This window comes from Mesorhizobium sp. XAP4, assembly GCF_029269325.1.
In the GTDB taxonomy this organism is placed as follows: domain Bacteria; phylum Pseudomonadota; class Alphaproteobacteria; order Rhizobiales; family Rhizobiaceae; genus Mesorhizobium; species Mesorhizobium ciceri.
The window spans coordinates 536,568-557,634 of the sequence record NZ_JARIXW010000003.1; the positions used below are offsets into that span (position 1 = coordinate 536,568).

The 21,067-nt window shown below is 62.8% G+C and carries 19 protein-coding genes and 1 tRNA gene; 8 read left to right on the forward strand and 12 right to left on the reverse strand.

Annotated elements, in window-relative coordinates; translation table 11 throughout:
* Positions 1-88 precede the first annotated feature (88 nt).
* Genes P3C39_RS16005 through P3C39_RS16015 form a run of 3 tightly spaced genes read left to right on the forward strand, consistent with a single transcriptional unit; the run spans position 89 to position 3,796 of the window.
* Positions 89-1,012 (forward strand): ABC transporter permease subunit, encoded by a 924-nt coding sequence (locus P3C39_RS16005; protein WP_013532691.1) that lies wholly within the window; start codon positions 89-91, stop codon positions 1,010-1,012.
* Positions 1,005-2,129, forward strand: coding sequence for an ABC transporter permease subunit (locus P3C39_RS16010; RefSeq protein ID WP_013532690.1), 1,125 nt, complete (start codon positions 1,005-1,007; stop codon positions 2,127-2,129). The genes P3C39_RS16005 and P3C39_RS16010 overlap by 8 nt, the downstream gene beginning before the upstream one ends.
* Before the next feature lie 47 nt (positions 2,130-2,176).
* Positions 2,177-3,796, forward strand: coding sequence for an ABC transporter ATP-binding protein (locus P3C39_RS16015; protein ID WP_275953692.1), 1,620 nt, complete (start codon positions 2,177-2,179; stop codon positions 3,794-3,796).
* 33 nt (positions 3,797-3,829) lie between these two features.
* On the opposite strand, the gene P3C39_RS16020 is transcribed toward P3C39_RS16015, so the two are convergent.
* The 5 genes from P3C39_RS16020 to P3C39_RS16040 all read right to left on the reverse strand — a co-directional run bounded on the left by P3C39_RS16020 (position 3,830) and on the right by P3C39_RS16040 (position 6,173).
* Positions 3,830-4,174 (reverse strand): hypothetical protein, encoded by a 345-nt coding sequence (locus P3C39_RS16020; RefSeq protein ID WP_127368552.1) that lies wholly within the window; start codon positions 4,172-4,174, stop codon positions 3,830-3,832.
* 222 nt (positions 4,175-4,396) lie between these two features.
* Positions 4,397-4,837, reverse strand: a complete 441-nt coding sequence (locus tag P3C39_RS16025; RefSeq protein ID WP_275953691.1) for a hypothetical protein — start codon at positions 4,835-4,837, stop codon at positions 4,397-4,399.
* Positions 4,838-4,843: 6 nt separating this feature from the next.
* Positions 4,844-5,086: a hypothetical protein gene (locus P3C39_RS16030; RefSeq protein ID WP_027164085.1), complete on the reverse strand. Its 243-nt coding sequence runs from the start codon at positions 5,084-5,086 to the stop codon at positions 4,844-4,846.
* A gap of 180 nt (positions 5,087-5,266) precedes the next feature.
* A complete protein-coding gene (locus P3C39_RS16035) occupies positions 5,267-5,557 on the reverse strand; it encodes a hypothetical protein (protein ID WP_024503706.1) in 291 nt (96 codons plus the stop codon).
* Positions 5,558-6,096: 539 nt separating this feature from the next.
* Positions 6,097-6,173: transfer RNA gene (locus P3C39_RS16040), tRNA-Pro, on the reverse strand.
* A 201-nt stretch (positions 6,174-6,374) separates the two neighbouring features.
* Here P3C39_RS16040 and P3C39_RS16045 point away from each other — a divergent pair.
* Positions 6,375-7,895 carry a phosphomannomutase/phosphoglucomutase gene (locus P3C39_RS16045; protein WP_275953690.1) on the forward strand — a complete coding sequence of 507 codons (1,521 nt, stop codon included), beginning with the start codon at positions 6,375-6,377 and terminating at the stop codon, positions 7,893-7,895.
* 11 nt (positions 7,896-7,906) lie between these two features.
* Positions 7,907-10,147: a mannose-1-phosphate guanylyltransferase/mannose-6-phosphate isomerase gene (locus tag P3C39_RS16050; RefSeq protein ID WP_275953689.1), complete on the forward strand. Its 2,241-nt coding sequence runs from the start codon at positions 7,907-7,909 to the stop codon at positions 10,145-10,147.
* Positions 10,148-10,156: 9 nt separating this feature from the next.
* Here P3C39_RS16050 and betB read toward each other — a convergent pair whose 3' ends face one another.
* Genes betB through betI form a run of 5 tightly spaced genes read right to left on the reverse strand, consistent with a single transcriptional unit; the run spans position 10,157 to position 16,440 of the window.
* Positions 10,157-11,620 carry a betaine-aldehyde dehydrogenase gene (gene betB, locus P3C39_RS16055; RefSeq protein ID WP_275953688.1) on the reverse strand — a complete coding sequence of 488 codons (1,464 nt, stop codon included), beginning with the start codon at positions 11,618-11,620 and terminating at the stop codon, positions 10,157-10,159.
* A 57-nt stretch (positions 11,621-11,677) separates the two neighbouring features.
* The gene (betA, locus tag P3C39_RS16060) at positions 11,678-13,330 is read right to left on the reverse strand and encodes a choline dehydrogenase (RefSeq protein WP_275953687.1); all 1,653 of its coding nucleotides are present in this window, start codon (positions 13,328-13,330) and stop codon (positions 11,678-11,680) included.
* A complete protein-coding gene (locus P3C39_RS16065; RefSeq protein WP_063167695.1) occupies positions 13,323-14,327 on the reverse strand; it encodes a threonine/serine dehydratase in 1,005 nt (334 codons plus the stop codon). The genes betA and P3C39_RS16065 overlap by 8 nt, the downstream gene beginning before the upstream one ends.
* The gene (betC, locus tag P3C39_RS16070; protein WP_164755597.1) at positions 14,324-15,853 is read right to left on the reverse strand and encodes a choline-sulfatase; all 1,530 of its coding nucleotides are present in this window, start codon (positions 15,851-15,853) and stop codon (positions 14,324-14,326) included. Before betC ends, P3C39_RS16065 begins: the two co-directional genes overlap by 4 nt.
* Positions 15,850-16,440, reverse strand: coding sequence for a transcriptional regulator BetI (gene betI / locus P3C39_RS16075; protein WP_275953686.1), 591 nt, complete (start codon positions 16,438-16,440; stop codon positions 15,850-15,852). The genes betC and betI overlap by 4 nt, the downstream gene beginning before the upstream one ends.
* Before the next feature lie 203 nt (positions 16,441-16,643).
* On the opposite strand from betI, the gene P3C39_RS16080 reads away from it, so the two are divergent.
* Both P3C39_RS16080 and P3C39_RS16085 read left to right on the forward strand, forming a co-directional pair.
* The gene (locus P3C39_RS16080) at positions 16,644-17,810 is read left to right on the forward strand and encodes an acetyl-CoA acetyltransferase (protein WP_027162994.1); all 1,167 of its coding nucleotides are present in this window, start codon (positions 16,644-16,646) and stop codon (positions 17,808-17,810) included.
* Positions 17,811-17,835: 25 nt separating this feature from the next.
* Complete coding sequence (locus P3C39_RS16085; RefSeq protein ID WP_013532676.1) at positions 17,836-18,840, forward strand: asparaginase; 1,005 nt, start codon at positions 17,836-17,838, stop codon at positions 18,838-18,840.
* Here the strand turns inward: P3C39_RS16085 and P3C39_RS16090 are convergent.
* On the reverse strand, positions 18,833-20,209 hold the full coding sequence (locus tag P3C39_RS16090) for a TIGR03808 family TAT-translocated repetitive protein (protein ID WP_275953685.1): 1,377 nt from the start codon (positions 20,207-20,209) through the stop codon (positions 18,833-18,835). The two genes, P3C39_RS16085 and P3C39_RS16090, sit on opposite strands and share 8 nt — an antisense overlap.
* A gap of 121 nt (positions 20,210-20,330) precedes the next feature.
* Here P3C39_RS16090 and greA point away from each other — a divergent pair, with 121 nt between their 5' ends.
* On the forward strand, positions 20,331-20,804 hold the full coding sequence (greA, locus tag P3C39_RS16095) for a transcription elongation factor GreA (protein ID WP_013532674.1): 474 nt from the start codon (positions 20,331-20,333) through the stop codon (positions 20,802-20,804).
* Between the two features lie 32 nt (positions 20,805-20,836).
* Here greA and P3C39_RS16100 read toward each other — a convergent pair whose 3' ends face one another.
* Positions 20,837-21,061, reverse strand: coding sequence for an AbrB/MazE/SpoVT family DNA-binding domain-containing protein (locus P3C39_RS16100; RefSeq protein ID WP_024505550.1), 225 nt, complete (start codon positions 21,059-21,061; stop codon positions 20,837-20,839).
* Positions 21,062-21,067 lie beyond the last annotated feature (6 nt).

The window sequence follows — 21,067 nt, forward strand, 5'->3', positions numbered from 1 at the left end:
ATTTCGGCAAATGTCGGTGCGAAGATTTGAAAGCTGGAGCGCGGCCGTCCAACTGGACGCGCGCGGCTCTGGATCAAGCGGGGCACCGATGCTGCGATACGTATTACGGCGGCTTCTGACCGCCATTCCAACGCTGTTCGTCATCGTGACAATGGCGTTTTTCCTGATGCGCGTCGCGCCGGGCGGTCCATTCAACCAGGAGCGGGGGCTCAGTCCCGAGATCAGGGCCAATCTCGAAGCCCAGTTCGGCCTCAACGACCCGCTCTGGCTGCAATTCGTCCACTATCTCGGCAATCTGTTGCGCGGCAATTTCGGTCCGAGCTACAACATGCCGGATTTCACCGTCACGGAACTGTTCGCCAAGGGGCTGCCGATTTCGGTTCAGCTCGGCGCCTCGGCGCTCGTCCTGGCGCTGCTGCTCGGTTCCGTGCTCGGCACCATTGCGGCGCTCAATCAGAACAAGCTTGGCGACTATACGGTGATCGCGCTGGCGACGGCCGGCAGCACCATCCCAACCTTCGTCATCGCGCCGGTGATCCAACTCCTGTTCGGGCTGACCTGGAGGCTGCTGCCGATCGGTGGGTGGGGCGATGGCGCTTTCATCAACAAGGTCGGTCCGGTGCTGACGCTCGCCCTGCCGCAGATCGCCATCGTCGCCCGGCTGATGCGTGGCTCGATGATCGAATCCTTGCGGTCCCACCACATCCGCACGGCGCGCGCGCTGGGCCTGTCCGACTGGTCGGTGGTGGTCAAGCATGCTTTGCGCGGCGCCATCCTGCCGATCGTCTCCTTCACCGGTCCGGCGGCGGCGGCACTGCTGACCGGCTCGGTCATCGTCGAGACGATCTTCTCCATCCCAGGCGTCGGCCGCTATTTCGTCGATGCCGCGCTCAATCGTGACTACACGCTGGTGATGGGAACGGTGGTGGTGATCGCCATCTTTACCATTGTCTTCAACCTGATCGTCGACGTCATGTACGCGGTCGTCGATCCGAGGGTGCGCTATGACTGACATCGCGGCCACAGTCGCCCCCACCGTCATCGGCCGTTCGCTCTGGGGGGATGCCTGGGCGCGGCTCAAGGCCAATCGCGCCGCCATGTTCAGCCTGTACTACCTTGCCCTGATCGGTGTCGTCAGCGTGTTCGGGCCGTGGTTCGTGCCGCATCAATACACCACCATCTATGCCGACTATGTGCGCATGCCGCCAAGCCTGTCAGCCTATCCGAAGGCCGACATGATCGAGACGGCGCTCACCGAAGCGATCAAGCGCATGCGGGTCGACATCAAGGAATGGCGGCAGGAAGGCAACCAGGTCTTCGTCACCGTCAAGTCGACCAGGCCGATCGACGATCGCAACATCCGCTATCTTGACCGATCCGATGCCTTTGACGACACCAAGATCGAGAGCAAGTCGCCGGACGGTCTCGAAGTGACGATGAGCGCCTCGATCAAGCAGCAATATTTCCTGTTCGGCACCGACAACACCGGACGGGACCTGTTGTCGCGCACGCTGATGGCCGGGCGTATATCGCTGGCCATCGGCCTGCTCGCGGGCGTCGTGGCGGTGGTCATCGGCGTGGTCTACGGGGCCGCTGCCGGTTTTGCCGGAGGCAAGGTCGACGAGGTGATGATGCGCATCGTCGACGTGCTCTATTCCTTGCCCTTCATCTTCTTCGTCATCATGCTGGTGGTGTTCTTCGGCCGCAACTTCGTGCTGATGTTCCTGGCCGTCGGCGCCGTGCTGTGGCTCGACATGGCGCGCATCGTGCGTGGCCAGGCACTGTCGATCCGCCGCCAGGAATATGTCCAGGCGGCGGAAGCCATGGGCGTCGGCCAGCGCGGCATCCTGCTGCGCCACGTCATCCCCAACCTGCTCGGCCCGGTGGTCATCTACATGACGCTGCTGGTGCCGCAGGTGATCATACTGGAAAGCTTCCTATCGTTTCTCGGCCTCGGCGTGCAGGAGCCGATGACCAGCTGGGGCGTTCTGATCTCGGTCGGCGCCAAGAACATCGGCACCGCCAACTGGCTGCTCCTGTTCCCCGCCTTCTTCCTCGTCTCGACGCTGTTTGCGCTGAACTTCGTCGGCGACGGCCTGCGCGACGCACTCGACCCGAGGGATCGCTAAGATGGGGATCGCTAAGATGCGGATCGATAAAGAGGGAAACCGCTGAGATGGCTGCTTCCGAAACGATCCTCAGCGTCAAGGATTTGCGTGTCCGCTTCCGCACGCTCGACGGCGCCGTCGAGGCGGTCAAGGGCATAAACATCCATGTCAAATCGGGCGAGACCGTTGCCGTGGTCGGCGAATCCGGCTCCGGCAAAAGCCAGACGATGATGGCGGCGATGAGCCTGCTGGCGTCGAATGGCGAAGCGACAGGCAGCGTCGACTATCGTGGCCGCAATCTTCTAACGCTCAGCAAATCCGAGCTCAACAAGGTCCGTGGCCGCAAGATCAGCATGATCTTCCAGGAGCCGATGACTTCGCTCGATCCGCTCTATTCGATCGGCAACCAGTTGATCGAACCGATCCGCCGGCATCGGGGTCTGAATGTCGCCGAGGCGCGTGAAGAAGCGCTCAAACTGCTGCGGCTGGTGCATATTCCCGATCCCGAGCGGCGGATGAAATCCTATCCGCACGAAATGTCGGGTGGCCAGCGCCAGCGTGTGATGATCGCGATGGCGCTCGCCAACGACCCTGACATATTGATCGCCGACGAGCCGACGACGGCGCTCGACGTGACCATACAGGCGCAGATCCTGATGCTTCTGGCCGAATTGCAGCGCAAGCTCGGCATGGCGATCGTCTTCATCACCCACGATCTTGGCATCGTCCGCCGCTTTGCCGATCGGGTCTATGTCATGCGCCAGGGCGAGGTTGTCGAGGAGGGGGAGGCGGAGGCCATCTTCGTCAACCCACAGCATGCCTACACGAAAATGCTGCTGGCGGCCGAGCCGACCGGCAGCAAGGCGCCGCCGCTCGCCAACGCCCCAGTGCTGCTCGAAGGCAGGAATGTCGAAGTGACGTTCAGGATCGGCGGCGGGTTTCTTGCTGGCGAACCGCTGATGCTGCGTGCAGTCGATCACATCTCGATCCGGCTGCAGCGCAACCAGACCATCGGCATCGTTGGTGAATCCGGCTCGGGCAAATCGACTCTTGGCCGCGCCTTGCTGCGGCTGTTGCCGAGTGACGGGCTCATCCGTTTCGGCGATCGCGACATTTCCCAAGCCGACCGGCAGGCGATGCGGCCGCTGCGGCGCCAGATGCAGCTCGTCTTCCAGGACCCGTTCGGCTCGTTGTCGCCGCGCATGACTGTCGGCCAGGTCATCACCGAAGGACTTCTGGTGCATGAGCCTGACCTTTCGGGCAAGCAGCGTGATCAACGCGCGGTCGAGGCATTGCGCGAGGTCGGCCTCGACCCCAACGCCCGCAACCGCTACCCGCACGAATTCTCCGGCGGTCAGCGGCAGCGCATCGCCATTGCCCGCGCCATGATCCTGAAGCCCAGGCTGGTGGTGTTGGATGAGCCGACTTCGGCGCTCGATCGCTCTGTGCAGAAACAGATCGTCGAACTGCTGCGCAAGCTGCAGGCGGACCACGAATTGTCCTATCTCTTCATCAGCCACGATCTGTCGGTCGTGCGCGCCATGGCCGACTACATCATCGTCATGAAACAGGGCAAGATCGTCGAGGAAGGGCCGACCGAGGCGATCTTCAGCAATCCGCAGCACGCCTACACACAGACGCTGATGGCCGCCGCGATCGACGTGACGCGATTTCGCCTGAGCGCCTGAACCGGGCTCTGCACCGAGGCGTTGGCTGTCCGCTCAATTCGCGGTCCTCGGGCACTTGCGCGCTCGCACGGCGGCAATGGCATCCTGTTGCTGCTTAAGCCGGTCGATCCTGGCTGTTTCACGGTTGGCTACCGCGGTCTTCACGCGTGAGCCGCCGAGCAGCCAGCGTGGAACATTGGTGTTGGCGACCTTGCCGCGCGTGATTGCCGTTTGCGAGATGTCACGGGCGACGTCTCCCATCGCACTGTTGAGGTCGGTGCACGTCATTGAATCGTATTTCGCTGGATCGACGGTTCTGCCGAGCGATGAACAGCCAGCGACGAGAACCAGCGTCATCACAAGAATCAAGGGCGGGGCTGTGGTTGAATTCAAATTCATGTCGCACTCGGCCCGCCGTTTCACTCATTCCATCAGGTTAATCGACCCTAGAGCCGACGGGCCTTTTCGTCAAAATATGCGGCCGCGAAGGAACCTGCCACAGGGCTCGGCCATGCGGTCGACAGCAGGAACATCCCCAGTCTGAATTGCTATTTGCCGGGTGTGGAGTTCAATCGCTGGCAAACGGAGAGTGCCGGTTCCGGCGACGTCGAGGCGGCTTTCCTAAGCTGCTTCGGCCACCAACGTCGACGGGGGACCGCCGAGCACTGTCTGAGCGATCTCGGCGTCATTTTCATCGACATGCGCCGTCACCAGGACGACGCCCTCGGCCACGTCCTGATCATCCGCCTTCATGGCGCGCAGGGCGAATGTTCCAAACAGACCGCCGGCAACGCCGCCACAGACCGCGCCAGCCACCGCTGTTGGCAATACGCTCGCAGCAACAGGATTGATGCCAACTGCCGCAACGGCGCTCAGACATGCCAACCCGCCGGCAGCAGCGCCCAGTACCGATCCCAAAGCGGAAACCCAAACAGATCCTGCCCCGTCATTGTAAGGCCCGATGATCGCGATCTGTACGCGAGGAATTCCGGCCGCCACCAGGTTGCTAGCGACCCGCGTCGCATCGGCGTGGGAATCAAAAAGTCTGCTAATCGTCGGCATGGTCGCTTAACGCTTCGGGCTGTTCAGCAGCGTGTCGGTGAGGAATGACGCGGCAATCAGGTCGTCAACCTCGATTCGGCCCTCGCCGCCCTCCATGATGGCCGCGACCTTCTGGAAGATCTTTATCTCGTCTTCGGTAATCTGGGCTTGCTGCATCCTGGCCTTGATCTCTGTTACTCGCGTGCTCAGGGCATCGGATCGTTTGGTCTCACGGTTCGACATGCTGCTGCTCTTGGTTTCATCGATCATTTTTGCCCGCCACCCCGAATTTGGGGCAAGCGCATGCGTTTCCAACCTGGACTTCGGTCGGGCAGGGGTCAGACCTAAGTCTGGCTAGGGGCAATTGTCTTGCCGACGATGCTGCCAAAAGCATGATCAAAGGGCCTCTCGTGGCCCGATTCCTTCAAGAATCGGGCCGGAGATCTGTGGTCAGTACCCGTCGTTCTCGATCACCACGGGATGGTGCCGATGGTGGTGGCGATGGGTGGAGACGGAACCTGTCACGACAACGGTATCGCGGTGATGATGCCGGCGCCCATGGTCGTAGAACGCCACAGTACCATGGCGGCGGTGGTGCAAGCGCTGACCGTCTTCGTTGATGATCTTGACGCTGCCGTGATGTCGATGATGGGTTCTAACAACCACATCGGCTTCGGCTGCCGAAGCCACGACGGGCAGTCCAATGGAAAGCGCCAACGCGCACATGATCATTGTTTTCATTGCAATTCCTCCGTTTTCTTAATTAGCCCTTCATTGGATTAACTGCCCCTGATCGCTTTGGTTCCGGTGGTCCGGCATCGGCCCGAACGTTCACTGTCACCGCCGGATCTCGTCAACGACGGAACATTAGACGTGCCTGATGGTTTTATTTCTCGCAGCCGGGATCACGATTTGGTGTCTGCTGCGGATCCATCGGCAAAGACTGGTCGGCCCGCGTTCTCCGCAAGAGGCGCGGGCTTCCCCCAGGCAACAGGAGAGAGATCATGAACAATATCATTTGGCTCGTTGGAGCTGTGGTCATCGTGATAGCGATCTTGAGCTTTTTTGGCCTCCGCTAGCCGGACGCGCGTACCAGTTGAGATGTTTTCCGGAATCTGTCCGCGAGCGCACGCACGAAGGCATCAGGCGGCCGGTTGAGACCGTCTGGTTGCTGTCCAGTGCAACAGGCATCGCTGTCGGCCGGCGGGGAGACGCGAGTAATCTCGCTTGAGGGGCAGGTGGAGCGCCGAAGTCGGGATGCGCTAACTCTTTGTTTTTTCTGGTCGGAGTGGCAGGATTTGAACCTGCGACCCCCTCGTCCCGAACGAGGTGCGCTACCAGGCTGCGCTACACTCCGTGACCAGACCGCGGGCTTATAGCCGCCACACTTCGTTCCTGCAAGCGGCATGGCAGCACTTCTGTCGCATTTCATCGGCTTTCGTCGAGCATAGCCCGAAAGGCTCGGATTCCCTCCTGGGATAAACGTGGCTTAAAGCCTTCTGTGCTAAGCCGCAGTCCTCGACAACTCGTAATTTCCGCCACTCGGAGTTTTCCAGTCTTGTCCTTCAGCATCGTTGGCGACGCCCGGCCCAACAGTTTCGAGTTCGAAACCGAAGCGCTGATCAAGCCATCCGGCTTTCGAGAATATGATGCGCGCTGGTGGTTTGGCCATCCCGGCTCCGCGCAACTGCCGGAGCTCAATCTGATTGGCGTCCAGGCGCTCGGAATGGGGCTTGGCACGCTGATCCGCCGTGTCGGTGCCGGTCCCGATATCGTCACCGGGCACGATTTCCGCTCCTATTCGCTTGGCATCAAGCTGGCGCTGGTGTCCGGTTTGATGGCTGCAGGCGCTCGGGTGAGGGACATCGGACTGGCGTTGTCGCCGATGGCCTATTTCGCCCAGTTCGCACTGGACGTGCCTTCGGTCGCTATGGTCACCGCCTCGCATAACGAGAATGGCTGGACCGGCGTCAAGATGGGTGCGGCGCGGCCGCTGACTTTCGGGCCGGAAGAGATGAGCGCGCTGAAGCAGATTGTACTGGTCGGCGATTTCGATCTCGTCGGCGGCGGCTCCTACGATTTCGTTCGCGATTTTCGCGCTACTTATCTCGACGATCTGACCAAGGACAAGCGCATCACCCGAAAGCTGAAAGTGGTCGCCGCCTGCGGCAACGGCACCGCTGGCGCCTTCGCGCCGCAGGCGCTGCAGCGCATCGGCTGCGAGGTCATCCCGCTCGATGTCGAACTCGACCACACCTTTCCGCGCTACAATCCCAATCCCGAGGATATGCAGATGCTGCATGCCATCAGGGACAAGGTGCTTGAGACTGGAGCCGATGTCGGCCTTGGCTTCGACGGTGACGGAGACCGCTGCGGCGTCGTCGACAATGAGGGCAATGAGATTTTTGCCGACAAGGTCGGTGTGATGCTGGCGCGCGATATCTCCAGCCAGCATCCGGGCTCGACCTTCGTCGTCGACGTCAAGTCGACCGGCCTGTTCAACACAGACAGCGTGCTGCGCGCCAACAGCGCCGTCACTGACTACTGGAAGACCGGCCACTCCTACATCAAGCGCCGCGTCGCCGAGCTTGGCGCCGTCGCCGGTTTCGAAAAGTCGGGCCATTTCTTCTTCAACCCGCCAGTCGGGCGGGGTTATGACGATGGGCTGGTCACCGCCATCGCCATCTGCCAGATGCTGGACCGCAGCCCCGGCAGTTCGATAGCCGATCTCTACCGCGCGCTGCCGCTGACCTTCGGCACGCCGACCATGTCGTCGCACTGCGCGGACGATGTGAAGTATGGCGTTGTCGAGCGGGTGGTTGCCGACTTTCAGGCCATGAAGCGGGATGGAACGGTTTTTGCGGGCCAGAAGATCGCCGACCTCATCACCGTCAACGGTGCGCGCGTTGTCGCCGAAGACGGCACCTGGGGACTGGTGCGCGCCTCGTCGAACAAGCCGGAACTGGTCGTGGTCGTCGAAAGCCCGGTGTCGTCGCAGCGTCGACGGGAGATGTTCGAGGCTGTCGACACCGTGCTGCGCCGCAGCCCCGAGGTGGGCGCCTACAACCAGACCTTTTGAATGGTGGTTGAATGACCGAGCGGATTGTCAGTTTTGTCATGAGCGGCGGCGTCGGCTCGCGGTTGTGGCCGCTGTCGCGCGAGGACAATCCCAAGCAGTTCCACGATTTGTCCGGCGACGGCTCGATGCTGGCCAAGACCTTGCGCCGGCTGACGGCCCGGCCGGAAGGCGAAACGCCGATCTTCCTGATTGCCGCGGAGCGCCATGCCGACCGCGTTCACGCCGATCTTGCCGGCCTCGACCTCGCCGGCGGCGGGCCGCTGTTCGAGCCGACCGGGCGCAACACAGCCGCCGCCGTCGCACTGGCGACACTGCGCACAATGTCCGAGTTCGGCGACAGCCTGGTGCTGGTGGTGCCGTCGGACCATGAGATATCGACCCCGCGCCAGTTCTGGCAGAGCGTCGAAGCCGGCACCGAGGCAGCGCGTAGCGGCCGGCTGGTGGTGTTCGGCATCAGGCCGACACAGCCCGAGACCGGCTACGGCTATATCGAGGTTGCGGCCGAAAGCGGCGGCATCTTCGACGTGTCGCGCTTCGTCGAAAAGCCGGATCTTGCGACTGCGCAAAGCTATCTCAAGGCCGGAAATTTCTACTGGAACACCGGTATCTTCCTTTTTCGCGCCAGCGCCATGCGTGATGCCTTCATAGCGTTCCAGCCGGATATCTGGCAGGCCACCAAAGCAGCCTACAAGGCAGCGACATCGGATTTGTCCGGCCTTTACATGCCGCTAGAACTCTACGCCGCCATTCCGTCGAACTCGATCGACTACGCCATCATGGAGCGGGCAAAAGACATCGCGATGGTGCCGGCCGGCTTCCGCTGGAACGATCTCGGCTCATGGCAGTCGCTGCTCGATGTCGGCCCCGCCGACGACCGGGGCAATGTCATCATCGGCGATGTCGTCTCCATCGATTGCGAGAATTCCTACATTCGCAGTGACGGCCGCCTGCTGTCGGCGATCGGCATGAAGGACATCGCCATCGTTTCGACATCGGATGCCACCTTCGTCGCTCCGGTCAGCCACAGCCAGCACGTCAAGAAGATCGTCGAGCAGCTCGAAAAATCGGGTCGCCTGGAAACCAGGTTCACGCCGGCGCATGACCGCGTCATCGAAAGCGGCGCCTGGCGGCGGCGCGTGCATCACTGGCTGTTTCAGGAGACCTTGCCGCTGTGGTCGACATCGGGCGTCGACGAACGCCATGGCGGCTTTCACGAAGCGCTTGGCCTGGACGCTTCGCCGTTGATGAAGCCCAAGCGCATGCGCACCATGGCAAGGCAGGTCTATGCCTTCGCCGTCGCCCGGGCGCGCGGCTGGGACGGTCCGGCCGACCGGCTGATCAGCCACGGCATCGCCTTCATGGCCGGCAAGGGCCGCACCGACAAGGGCGGCTGGGTTCGGACGCTGAATGTCGACGGTTCGGTTGCCGACGCCACCGAGGATGCCTACGATCATTCCTGCGTGCTCCTGGCACTGGCGCATGCGCATATGTCTGGCAATCCCGACGCTTTGCGCCTCGGCGAGGAAACCTTCGCCTTTCTCGATGCGCATCTCGAAGACAGCCGCATGACCGGCTTCCTTGAGACATCGGACGGCAAAGGCGAGCGCCGCTCCAACCCGCATATGCACCTGCTCGAGGCCTTCCTGGCCTGGCACCAGGCGACCGGCGAGCGCGCCCATCTGCGCCGCGCAGCGCGTATCATCGACCTCTTCCGCAGTCATTTCTTCGATCCGGAAAGCTGGACGCTTGGCGAGTATTTCGATGCCGAATGGAAACCATCCGCCGGCGAGAAAGGCTCGTGGACCGAGCCTGGCCACCATTTCGAATGGGCCTCTTTGCTGGTCGATTTCGCCGGGCGCAGCGGCCAGGCCGAGTTGAGCGGCTTTGCCAGGAAACTCTACGCCTCGGCCATCGCCAATGGCCTCAACCGCGCCACCGGCCTTGCCTATGGCGCCGTCTCGCGACAGGGCCTGCCGCTCGACCTGATATCGCGCAGCTGGCCGCAGGCCGAAGCGGTGAAGGCGGCGATCGCGCTGGATGGTTCGGGCGGGCCCGATCTCAAGCCCGAGATCGAAGCGCGTGTCGGCCGGTTGTTCCGCTGGCACATCGACCCGGCGCCGCTCGGACTGTGGATCGACCGCATCGATGAACGCGGCCGCTCGCTGGCATCGGACGTTCCGGCCAGCATCTTCTATCATCTGGTCTGTGCGCTGACGCAATATCTGGACAGCACGGCCGACCTGAAGGCGTAGAGGGCTGGATCAGTACGGGCTCGCCACGTCACCCGTCTCGACATAGATCGACTTCAGCTGCGAATAGAGCGCCAGTGCGGCCAGTGAATTCTCACGCCCGATGCCTGACTGTTTGAAGCCGCCGAACGGGATTTCCACCGGCGTCAGATTATACGCGTTGATCCAGCAGGTGCCGGCCTGCAGTTCGGCGATGACGCGGTGGGCGCGCGGCAGGTCGCGCGTGAAGACGCCGGCAGCGAGGCCGAATTCGGTGTCGTTGGCGCGGTCGATCACCTCGTCCTCACCGTCGAATTTCAACACGCTCATCACTGGTCCGAAAATTTCTTCACGGGCGATGCGCATGCCATCGGTCACGCCGGTGAACACCGTCGGCTCGACGAAGAAGCCGCCCTGAAAGCCCTGCAGCGAAGGCACATTGCCGCCGCAAGCAAGCGTCGCTCCATCCTGCTTGCCGATCTCGATATAGCCGACCACCTTGTCGTGCTGCGCCTTGGAGACCAGCGGTCCCATCTGGGTTTCGGGATCGAGCGGGTCGCCGATGCGGATTTTCTTGGTCCGCTCTATCAGACGGTCGACAAAGCGGTCGTGGATGCCGCTCTGCACGAAGACGCGCGTGCCGTTGGAGCAGATCTGTCCGGTCGAATAGAAATTGCCGAGCATGGCGCCGCCAATGGCGTTCTCGATGTCGGCATCGTCGAACACGATCAGCGGCGACTTGCCCCCGAGTTCCATCGTCGCGTGCTTCATCTTCGAGCCGGCAAGCGACAGCACCTTGCGGCCGGTCGGCACCGAACCGGTCACCGAGACCTTGGCGACGACATCGTGGCCGACAAGCCCGGCGCCGACATCGCCATAGCCCTGCACAACGTTGAACAAGCCGTCGGGTAGCCCCGCTTCGCTGTAGATCTCGGCCAGTGCCAGCGCCGACAGCGGCGTGTTTTCCGACGGCTTGAACACCATGGCATTGCCCATGGCGAGCGCCGGTGCCGATTTCCAGCCGGCGATCTGGATCGGGTAGTTCCATGCGCCGATGCCGACACAGACGCCGAGCGCTTCGCGCCTTGTGTAGGCGAAGGGTCCGCCGAGATCGACCGACTCGCCGTTGTAGGCGGCAACGGCACCGCCGAAATATTCAAGGCAGTCCGCAGCCGAGGGCGCATCCGCCACCAACGTTTCCTGGATCGCCTTGCCGGTATCCAGCGTCTCGATGCGAGCGAGGTCGGCGTTGCGGGCGCGCAATATGTCGGCAGCGCGGCGCAGGATGCGCCCGCGCTCGACCGGCTTCAGCCGCGCCCAGGCGGGCTGCGCCGCTCGTGCTGCCTCGACGGCGAGTTCCAGCACGTTCGGCGTTGCCGAACGCAGCATGGCGATGGTCTCGCCGGTTGCCGGATAGATGACCGGCAGCGGGGCGCCGCCTTCGTCCTCGATGTAGCGTCCGTTGACATAGTGCGATGCCGTGGGCTGAGCGCGCATGGAAGTCTCCAGATTGTCTTTCGCGGCATGCGGATCGTGCAGTCACACGATCATGCTCTATCTGTCCGACGCCTGCCAGCGCGGATTGATCCATGGTTCCTGGTTGGACGGCGCCAGCGGCGTGCGGCCAAGGATGTGATCGGATGCCTTCTCGCCGGTCATGATCGACGGCGCATTGAGATTGCCGTTGGTGACGCGCGGGAAGATCGAGGAATCGGCGACCCGCAATCCTTCGACGCCGATGACCCGGCACTCCGGATCGACGACGCTCATCATGTCGTCGGCGCGGCCCATCTTGCAGGTGCCGCAAGGATGGTAGGCGCTCTCCGCGTGATCCCTGATGAAGATGTCGAGATCGTCGTCCGATTGCACGTGGCTGCCCGGCGATATCTCCTTGCCCCGATAGGGATCGAACGCCGACTGGCCGAAGATCTCGCGCGTCAGCCGGATGCAGTGGCGGAACTCCGCCCAGTCGTCCGGATGCGACATGTAGTTGAAGTGGATCATCGGTTTCGATTTCGGGTCCGGCGAGCGCAGCGTCACCGACCCCCGCGACTTCGAGCGCATCGGTCCGACATGCGCCTGGAAACCGTGCGACTTGGCCGCCGCCTTGCCGTCATAGCGGACTGCCGCGGGGATGAAATGGTACTGGATGTCGGGGTAGTCGACGCCGGCACGCGATCGCACGAAGGCCGCCGCTTCGAAATGGTTGGTGGCGCCTAGCCCGTTCTTGAGGAACAGCCACTGCGCCCCGATGAGCGCTTTCGAGAACGGATTCAGCACCGAATTGAGCGTGATCGGCAGCAATGATTCCTGCTGGATGTAGAGCTCCATATGGTCCTGCAGGTTGCGGCCGACGCCGGGCCTGTCGGCCACCACCGGAATGCCGTTTTCGCGCAGATGCTCGGCCGGACCGATGCCGGACAGCATCAGGATCTTGGGCGAATTGATCGACGATGCGGCGACGATTACCTCACGTCGCGCCTTAACGACCTGAATCTGTTTGTGAGCTTCGATCTCGACGCCGATGGCGCGCTGATTCTCGATGATCACCCGCCGCGCAAAGCCCTTGACCAGACTGACGTTTTTGCGCTTCAGCGCCGGCTTCAGATAGGCCGATGCCGCCGACCAGCGGCGGCCGCCGCTGATGGTCTGCTCCATCGGCCCAAAACCTTCCTGCTTGGAACCGTTATAGTCCTCCGTCAGTTCGAACCCGGCCTGGCGGCCAGCCTCGACGAAGGCACCATAGAGCGGATTTTTACGCGAGCCGCGCTGCACATGCAGCGGGCCGCCGTGCCCGCGCCAGCCATCTTCGCCGCCATCCGAATCCTCCATGCGCTTGAAATAGGGGAGCACGTCGGCGAAGCCCCAGCCGGCCGCACCCTCTTCGGCCCAATGGTCGAAGTCGCGGGCGTGGCCGCGCACATAGACCATGCCGTTGATCGAGGACGAGCCGCCGATAACCTTGCCGCGCGGTGTCGCCAGCACACGGCCGCCGAGATGCGGCTCCGGCTCGCTGGCAAAGCCCCAGTCGTAGAGGCTCATGTTGAGAGGGATCGACAGCGCCGACGGCATCTGGATCAGCGGCCCGATATCGCTGCCGCCGAATTCAATGACGATGACCGAATGCTTGCCGTCTTCCGACAGGCGATAGGCCATGGCCGAGCCGGCCGAGCCGGAGCCGATGATGACGAAATCCGCTTCAAGCATGGTTCATATGCGCCATGAAATCGGCGAGCGAGACATTGCCGCCGGTAGCCACAACAAGGACGGTCTTGTCCTTCACATCCACCTTGCCGCCGAGCAATGCCGCGATCGACGCCGCCCCCGACGGTTCGAGCACCAGCTTCATGCGCTCGAAGGCGATCCGCATCGCGCGCCGCACCGATTGGTCGTCGACGGTGATGCCGTGAACACCCGCCGTCTTGACCGCGGCAAACGGAGCATCGCCCGGCCGTCGTGACATCAAACCGTCGCAGATCGATTTCGGCCCGATCGGCATCGTCTCGATGCTGCCATGCGCCAGCGACGAGCCCATGCCATTGAAACCTTCCGGCTCGACGCCGATGATCTCTGTGGCGGGCGACAGATAATGGAAGGCGAGCGAAACGCCCCCGATCAACCCACCGCCACCGACCGAGCAGAACAAGAGGTCGGCGCTGGCACCTTTGGCTTCGAGTTGGTCAAGCGCTTCGAGGCCGGCGCCCGCCTGGCCGGCGACGATCTCCGGATCGTCGAATGGATGCAGCAGCGCCAGGCCCTCTGTCTCGGCGATCTCGCGCGCCTTGGCGGCGGCGACTTCCTCCCGCGCGCGCTCGCCATGGTCGGTCAGCACGACGCGGGCGCCATAGCCCGCCGTGGCATCACGCTTGGCGGCCGGTGCGTCGATCGGCATGACGATGGTGACGGGAACGCCAAGCGCCTGGCCGGCAGCCGCCAGCCCTTGCGCGAAATTGCCGGAGGAGTAGGCGACGACGCCCTTCTTCGCTTCGTCAACTGAAAGCTGCTTCAGGCGCCAATAGGCGCCGCGCACCTTGAATGAGCCGGCCCATTGCAGCGATTCCGGCTTGATGAAGACGCGGGCGGCGCCGGTCTCGCGGGCTAGTGCCGTCGATTCCAGCAGCGGCGTGATCTGCGTCGCCCTGGAGGTGACGGCATAGGCCTGCTTGAGATGGTCAAGGGAGGGGACGAGAAGGTCTGACATCATTCGCCTCGCGGATACCGTTTGCTCTCTTCGAGATTGTCGAGGTTCATGTGATTGCGCATGTAACGCTCGGACGCCTTTTGCAGGGGTTGGAAATCCCAGGGGTAATAGGCGCCGTTGCGCAGCGCCGGATAGACGACCCAGCGGCGCGCCTGGCTTTCGCGGACAGCGGCGTCGAAGCCGGCCATGTCCCAGCGCGCCTGGACTTTGTCCATGAATGCCGCCACCAAGCCGGCATTGGCGGGGTCGTCGGCCAGATTGTTTCGCTCGAGCGGATCGGCTTCGAGATCGAACAGTTGCGGCGGATCGAGCTCGCAGTGGACGAATTTGTATCTGCCGTCGCGGATCGCCACCAACGGCGCGTTGGACCCTTCGGCCGCATACTCCATCAACACCGGTGCGGTGCGCTCGATGCCCTCGGTGAGCGGCAGCAGCGACTGGCCGTCGGTCCACGGCGCGATCGCAGCGATGTCGATGCCGGCGAGATCGCAAAGCGTCGGCGCCAAGTCGAGATTGGAGACCGGCGTCTCGATCAGCCCGGCAGGAATGTCCTTGCCGGCGATCATCAGCGGCACCCGCGCCGAACCCTCGAAGAAGCTCATCTTGAACCACAGGCCGCGCTCGCCGAGCATGTCGCCGTGATCCGAGCAGAACAGGATGATTGTGTCGTCGGCCATGCGGGTGCGCTCGAGAACGTCCAGGATCTCGCCAAGCTTGTCGTCGACATAGGAGATGTTGGCGAAATAGCCCTGCCGCGAACGACGCACCTGCTCTGGCGTGATCTCGAAAGAGGGGTAGTCACTGGCGTGGTACAGTCGCCGGGAATGCGTATCCTGCTGGTCATACGCGATGAACCCGGTTTCCGGGTCCAGCGCCTGGCAATGCTCATAGAGATCCCAATACTGCTTGCGCGCGACATAGGGATCGTGCGGATGCGACAGCGAGACAGTGAGGCACCAAGGCCGATGGTTCGCATCGTCCTGTTCGCGCGAAAGCTGATAGAGCTTCTGCGTGGCCAGGAACACGACCTCGTCGTCATACTCCATCTGGTTGGTGATCTCGGCGACGCCTGCACCGGTCACCGAGCCCAGATTGTGATACCACCAGTCGATACGCTCGCCGGGCTTGCGGTAATCCGGCGTCCAGCCGAAATCGGCTGGATAAATGTCGGTCGTCAGCCGCTCCTCGAAACCATGCAACTGGTCCGGCCCAACGAAATGCATCTTGCCCGACAGGCAGGTGTAGTAGCCGGCGGCGCGCAAATGATGGGCAAAGGTCGGGATCGATGAGGCGAATTCGGCGGCATTGTCATAGACGCCGGTGCGCGACGGCAATTGCCCGCTCATGAACGAGGCACGGCCCGGCGCGCAGAGCGGCGAGGCCGTGTAGTTGTTGGCAAAGCGCGCCGAACGCGCGGCCAACGCTTTCAGATGCGGTGTATGCAGAAACTCCGCCGGTCCGTCCGGAAACAGGGTTCCGTTGAGCTGGTCGACCATGACGATCAGGAAATTGGTTGGCTTCATTGTCACTGTTTGCGCCGCTCGCCAAGTTTGATTTCGAGATAGTCCTCGACCAGCGCGATCGCGGTCGCGGCATCGGGCACGCCGTCTTTCAGCGCCCGCCTGATGTAGAGCCCGTCGATCATCGCCGCGGTCGCTTCGGCGGCGCGGTCGGCTTCGGCTCTGGGCAAGATCCCGGTCAGCCCGCTCATCAGGTTCGAGTGCAGCCGCCGCGCGTAGACCTTGAGCAGCCGGCGCAAGGCCGATGATTTCTGCGCCTCGACATAGAAGGCGAGCCAGGCGGCGATGGTTTCCGGCTGGAACTGGATGTCGGAGAAATTGACAGCGACCACCGCCGAGACCCTTTCGCGCGCGCTATTGGCCGAGCCAAGGGCGCGCAACGTATCGGCTGTAAGCTCCGCCAGTATGTGCCGCATCGTCGCCAAGAGCAGCTCGTCCTTGGCACCAAAATAATGATGGGCAAGGGCGGACGACACGCCGGCGCGTCCGGCGATCTCGGACATGGTCACGTCGAGCGAACCGCGCTCGCCGATCGCCGAGATCGTCGCTTCGATCAGCGCCTTGCGGCGCAGCGGTTCCATTCCGATTTTCGGCATCTCGCCATGATCCTTTGAGAGAATAGGATTATTTTTTATTGACGCGTCAATCAACAAAAAAATCGGCCGCGATCTCGGCTGTACCAAGCGATTGTACGCCTCCAGCCCTTCACGAAACCGGCACGATTGTTTATCTTTGAACAATAGATGCGAAATGCGCCGTGAGCCGACATGCCAGGCCGGCGCCAAGGATGGAGACCGCCATGACCGCATGCATCGTCGGATGGGCGCATTCGCGCTTCGGCAAGCTTGAGGGCGAAACGCTCGAAAACCTCATCGTCAAGGTGGCAACGGACGCGCTCGACCATGCCGGCATCGGTCCCGACGAGGTCGACGAGATCGTGCTCGGCCACTTCAACGCCGGTTTTTCGGCGCAGGATTTCACCGCCAGTCTGGTGCTTCAGGCCGACGACCGGCTGCGCTTCAAGCCGGCGACGCGTGTCGAGAACGCTTGCGCCACCGGATCGGCGGCGGTCCGCCAGGGCATCCGCGCCATTGACGCGAATGCCGCTCGCATCGTGCTGGTGGTCGGCGCGGAGCAGATGACGACGACGCCGGGGCCGGAGATCGGCAAAAACCTGCTCAAGGCGTCCTATCTGCCCGAGGACGGCGAGACACCCGCGGGTTTCGCCGGCGTCTTCGGCAAGATCGCGCAGGCCTATTTCCAGCGTTATGGCGATCAGTCGGATGCGCTGGCCATGATTGCCGCCAAGAACCACAAGAACGGCGTCGACAATCCCTATGCGCAGATGCGCAAGGATTTCGGCTATGAGTTCTGCCGCCAGGAGAGCGAGAAGAACCCCTTCGTTGCCGGTCCTCTGAAGCGCACCGACTGCTCGCTGGTCTCCGACGGCGCCGCCGCCCTTATCCTTGCCGACACCGCCACGGCGCTGAAGATGCGCCGTGCCGTTGCCTTCCGCGCCAACGAACATGTGCAGGATTTCCTGCCGATGTCGAAGCGCGACATTCTGACCTTCGAAGGCTGCGAGCAGGCCTGGAACCGGGCGCTGAAATCGGCCGGCGTGACGCTCGACGATCTGTCCTTCGTCGAGACGCATGACTGCTTCACCATTGCCGAACTGATCGAGTACGAGGCGATGGGCCTTGCCAAGCCGGGAGAGGGGGCGAAGCTGGCGTTGGACGGCACAACGGCCAAGGATGGTCGCCTGCCGGTCAATCCATCCGGCGGGCTGAAGGCCAAGGGCCATCCGATCGGCGCCACTGGCGTGTCCATGCATGTCTTGACCGCCATGCAGCTTGTCGGTGAGGCCGGCGGCATCCAGGTGCCGGGCGCAAAACTGGGCGGCATCTTCAATATGGGCGGTGCGGCGGTCGCCAACTACGTTTCCATTCTCGACCGGATCAGATAAACCGCCCGCATTTGCGGGAGGTGACATGACAAATCCGGTTCTGATCGAAGTCTTGCGCGGCGCGATCGTCGAGAGCGCGCATCGCGGCTCAGTCGCGGTCTTCGATGGCGACGGCAAGCCCGTGTGGGAGATCGGCGATACGGCCAAGCCGGTGTTTCCGCGCTCCGCCGTCAAGGCGATCCAGGCCTTGCCGTTGGTCGAAAGCGGGGCGGCGGATGCCTATGGTTTCGGCAACCGCGAACTGGCGCTCGCCTGCGCCTCCCACTCGGGCGAGCCGGCACATGTCGACCTTGCGCGATCCATGCTGGCCAAGGCTGGGCTGGACGGATCGGCGCTCGAATGCGGCACGCATTGGCCATCCAATCATGACGCCGAGATTGCGCTCGCCCGCGCCGGCGGCTCGCCGAACGCCTTGCACAACAATTGTTCCGGCAAACATTCCGGCTTCCTCTGCACCTGCGTCCACGCCGGCATTGCGCATCGCGGCTATGTCAAGCCGGGACACGGCCTGCAGGACATGGTGCGCGACGCCATGCAGTCGGTGACGGGCGCTGTCCATGGTGAGGACCAGCGTGCCATCGACGGCTGTTCGATCCCGACCTACGCGGTGCCGCTCAGGAGCTTCGCGCTCGGCTTTGCCCGCATGGCCACGACATCAGGTTTTGGCCCAGAGCGAGCCAAGGCTGCAAAGCGGCTGCTTTCCGCCTGCATGGCCGAGCCCTTCTTCGTTTCCGGCAGCGGCCGCGAAGACGTCGCGTTGATGGAGGCCGCACCAGGGCGGATTTTCACGAAGGGCGGCGCCGAAGGCGTCCATTGTGCCGCAATTCCGGAACTTGGCCTCGGCATCGCACTCAAATGCGATGATGGCGCCGGCCGCGCCGGCGAAGCCATGGTTGCCGCCGTCCTTGCCAAACTGTTGCGTGCCGACGAGGCCTTGGCGGCGAAGCTGCTCGAATTGGCAAACACGCCCATCGAAAATCGCAACGGTGCCAAAGTCGGAGCGCTGAGGCCGACGGCAACTCTCAAGTGACGTGATTGCGCTCGACGGTCAGATGCGCGTAGCCGCTACCGTTTGACGAGGCGAGATCGCCTGTCGCGGGCTCCGCCCAGCGCTGGCCGACAACCGCACCGTTCAGGGCGCCGTCGATGACATTGTCTGAAATGACGGCCGTACCGGCGCCCTCGACCACGGATACGACGATCCCGGTTCCTGCCTTGCGGATGATGTTGCCGGTGGCGACGACATTGCGCAGGTACGGGCCCCAGCCGATCTGCATGCCATAGAGTGGCGCGTTCTCGATGACATTGTTGGAAACGGTGGTGTCGGCCTCAACGCCGATGCCGACGCCAAATCCCGGCGAGTCGGCGGGGTAGGGGCCGCTGGTCGACAGATTGTGCACGATGTTGCCGGAACAGACGCCCATGCGGCCGCCTTCGTTGAAATTGACGATCGAGATGCCGTTGGCGGCGCCGTCGACGATGTTGTTGCTGATGATGGCGCCTTCGAACGAGAACTCGGAATAGATCGCCGTTTCGCCAGAGCGCGAGCAGGTGTTGCCCGATATCTGCAGGTTGCTGGCGCTGTTGGCACGGATGGCCGAGAAGGCGCAGTCCGAGACGATGTTGCCCGAGATGACGACATTGCCGGCGCGAAAGGCATTGATGCCGTTGCCGTTCTGCCCGGTTCCGCCGCTGCGTGCCTGGATCCCTTGGACGCGGTTGCCGGTGACCATGGTGCCGTCTTCGGCCACCTGCCAGCGGTGTACGAGGATGCCGCCATTGGCGCAGTCGGAAACGGTGTTGCCCGTGATGGCCAGCCCGCCGGCTTCGACCGAATAGATGCCGGCATCGGCGGCGCCCGATATCTCACAGCGCTCGATCCGGCCGATCGCGTGTTCCAGCGCCAGCCCGTTCTTGCCGCTGCCGGTGATCTGGCAATTGTCGATGGCGAGGTGCGCGACACGGCGCAGATCGAGCAGCCCTTGCGTGTAATCGCCCATCGCGCGGTTCGAACCATCGAAGACCAGCCCGCTCAGTTCGATATGGTCGGCCTGTTCGGCCATGAACAGGTGGCCGTCACCGCCGTAAACGATGCGCGTCGCGCCCGGCACGCCGGAAAGACGTACGCGGCCGGGCAGCGAAAGATTGGAGACGACATAGGTGCCGGGCGGCAGGAACACCGGCATGTCGCGGCTGTTTGCGTCACGCAGCAGTTTGGCGAAGGCCTTGCTCTGATCGTCTGATGTGCCGGGCTGCACGCCGAGTTCGGTGGCATTGATCGAGCCGCGCATCGAGGCTTTCTCGATGCCGCTCAAGCTTGCGGCTACCGCCTTGCCGAGCGCAAGCCCCATGACGGCAAAGCCGGCGGTTCCAGTCAGCAGCGTTCGTCTGTTCAACATCGGCACAAAATCCCAGCGTTCAACCTTGGCGTCGCAGGAATCGTGCCAGACGGTTTGCCTCTCCTCGGGACGGAAACGACAATGGCTTGTCGAGCAGCCTCTGCGGGCCTAAGTTCAGGAAATGAGCAGAGCTTTCACCCGCGAGGAAGACAGCGAAAATGCCATCGCCGGTGTCGGTGAGCGGCCGGTCAGCCAGCATCGCAATCTGGTGACGGAACGCGGCCTGGCGCAGATCGAGGAAAATCTGGCCGATCTGCGCGACATACTGGCGAAGGCCGAACGCAAAGCCGACCGCGAGCGCATAGCGGTCGTGTCGCGCGATCTGCGTTACTGGACCGCCCGGCGCGAAAGCGCCGAACTCTCGGTGCCGGAGCCGGGCAGTGACGTTGTGCGCTTCGGCATGGGCGTCACGATCGAGAGCGATGACGGCAAGAAGGTGCATTGGAAGATCGTCGGCGAGGACGAGGCTGATCCCACCAAGGGCAGCATTTCGCATGTTTCGCCAATGGCTGTCGCCCTGTTCGGCAAGAAGATCGGCGACTTGGCCAGCGTCAACGGCAAGGAGTGGGAAATCGTCAAGTTGTCCGAGAGCTAGGACGTCTCAAATCCGCCGCACTGATTGGCGGGTCATTTGGCGAGTTTCTGAAGCCCGACCTGATATTTGTCCATGACCTCGCGCGCGGCCTTCATCTGCCGTTCGAACCTGTCGGCCACCGGTCTTAAAATGATGCCGTGATCAGTTTCGATGATCTGGAGCTGATCGCCCGATTGCAGATTCAAGCTGTCCAGCATTTCCCGTGGCAAGATCAGGGCATCTGATCCGTCGTCGAGCTTGTGGATGGTCGTCTTCACGGTTAC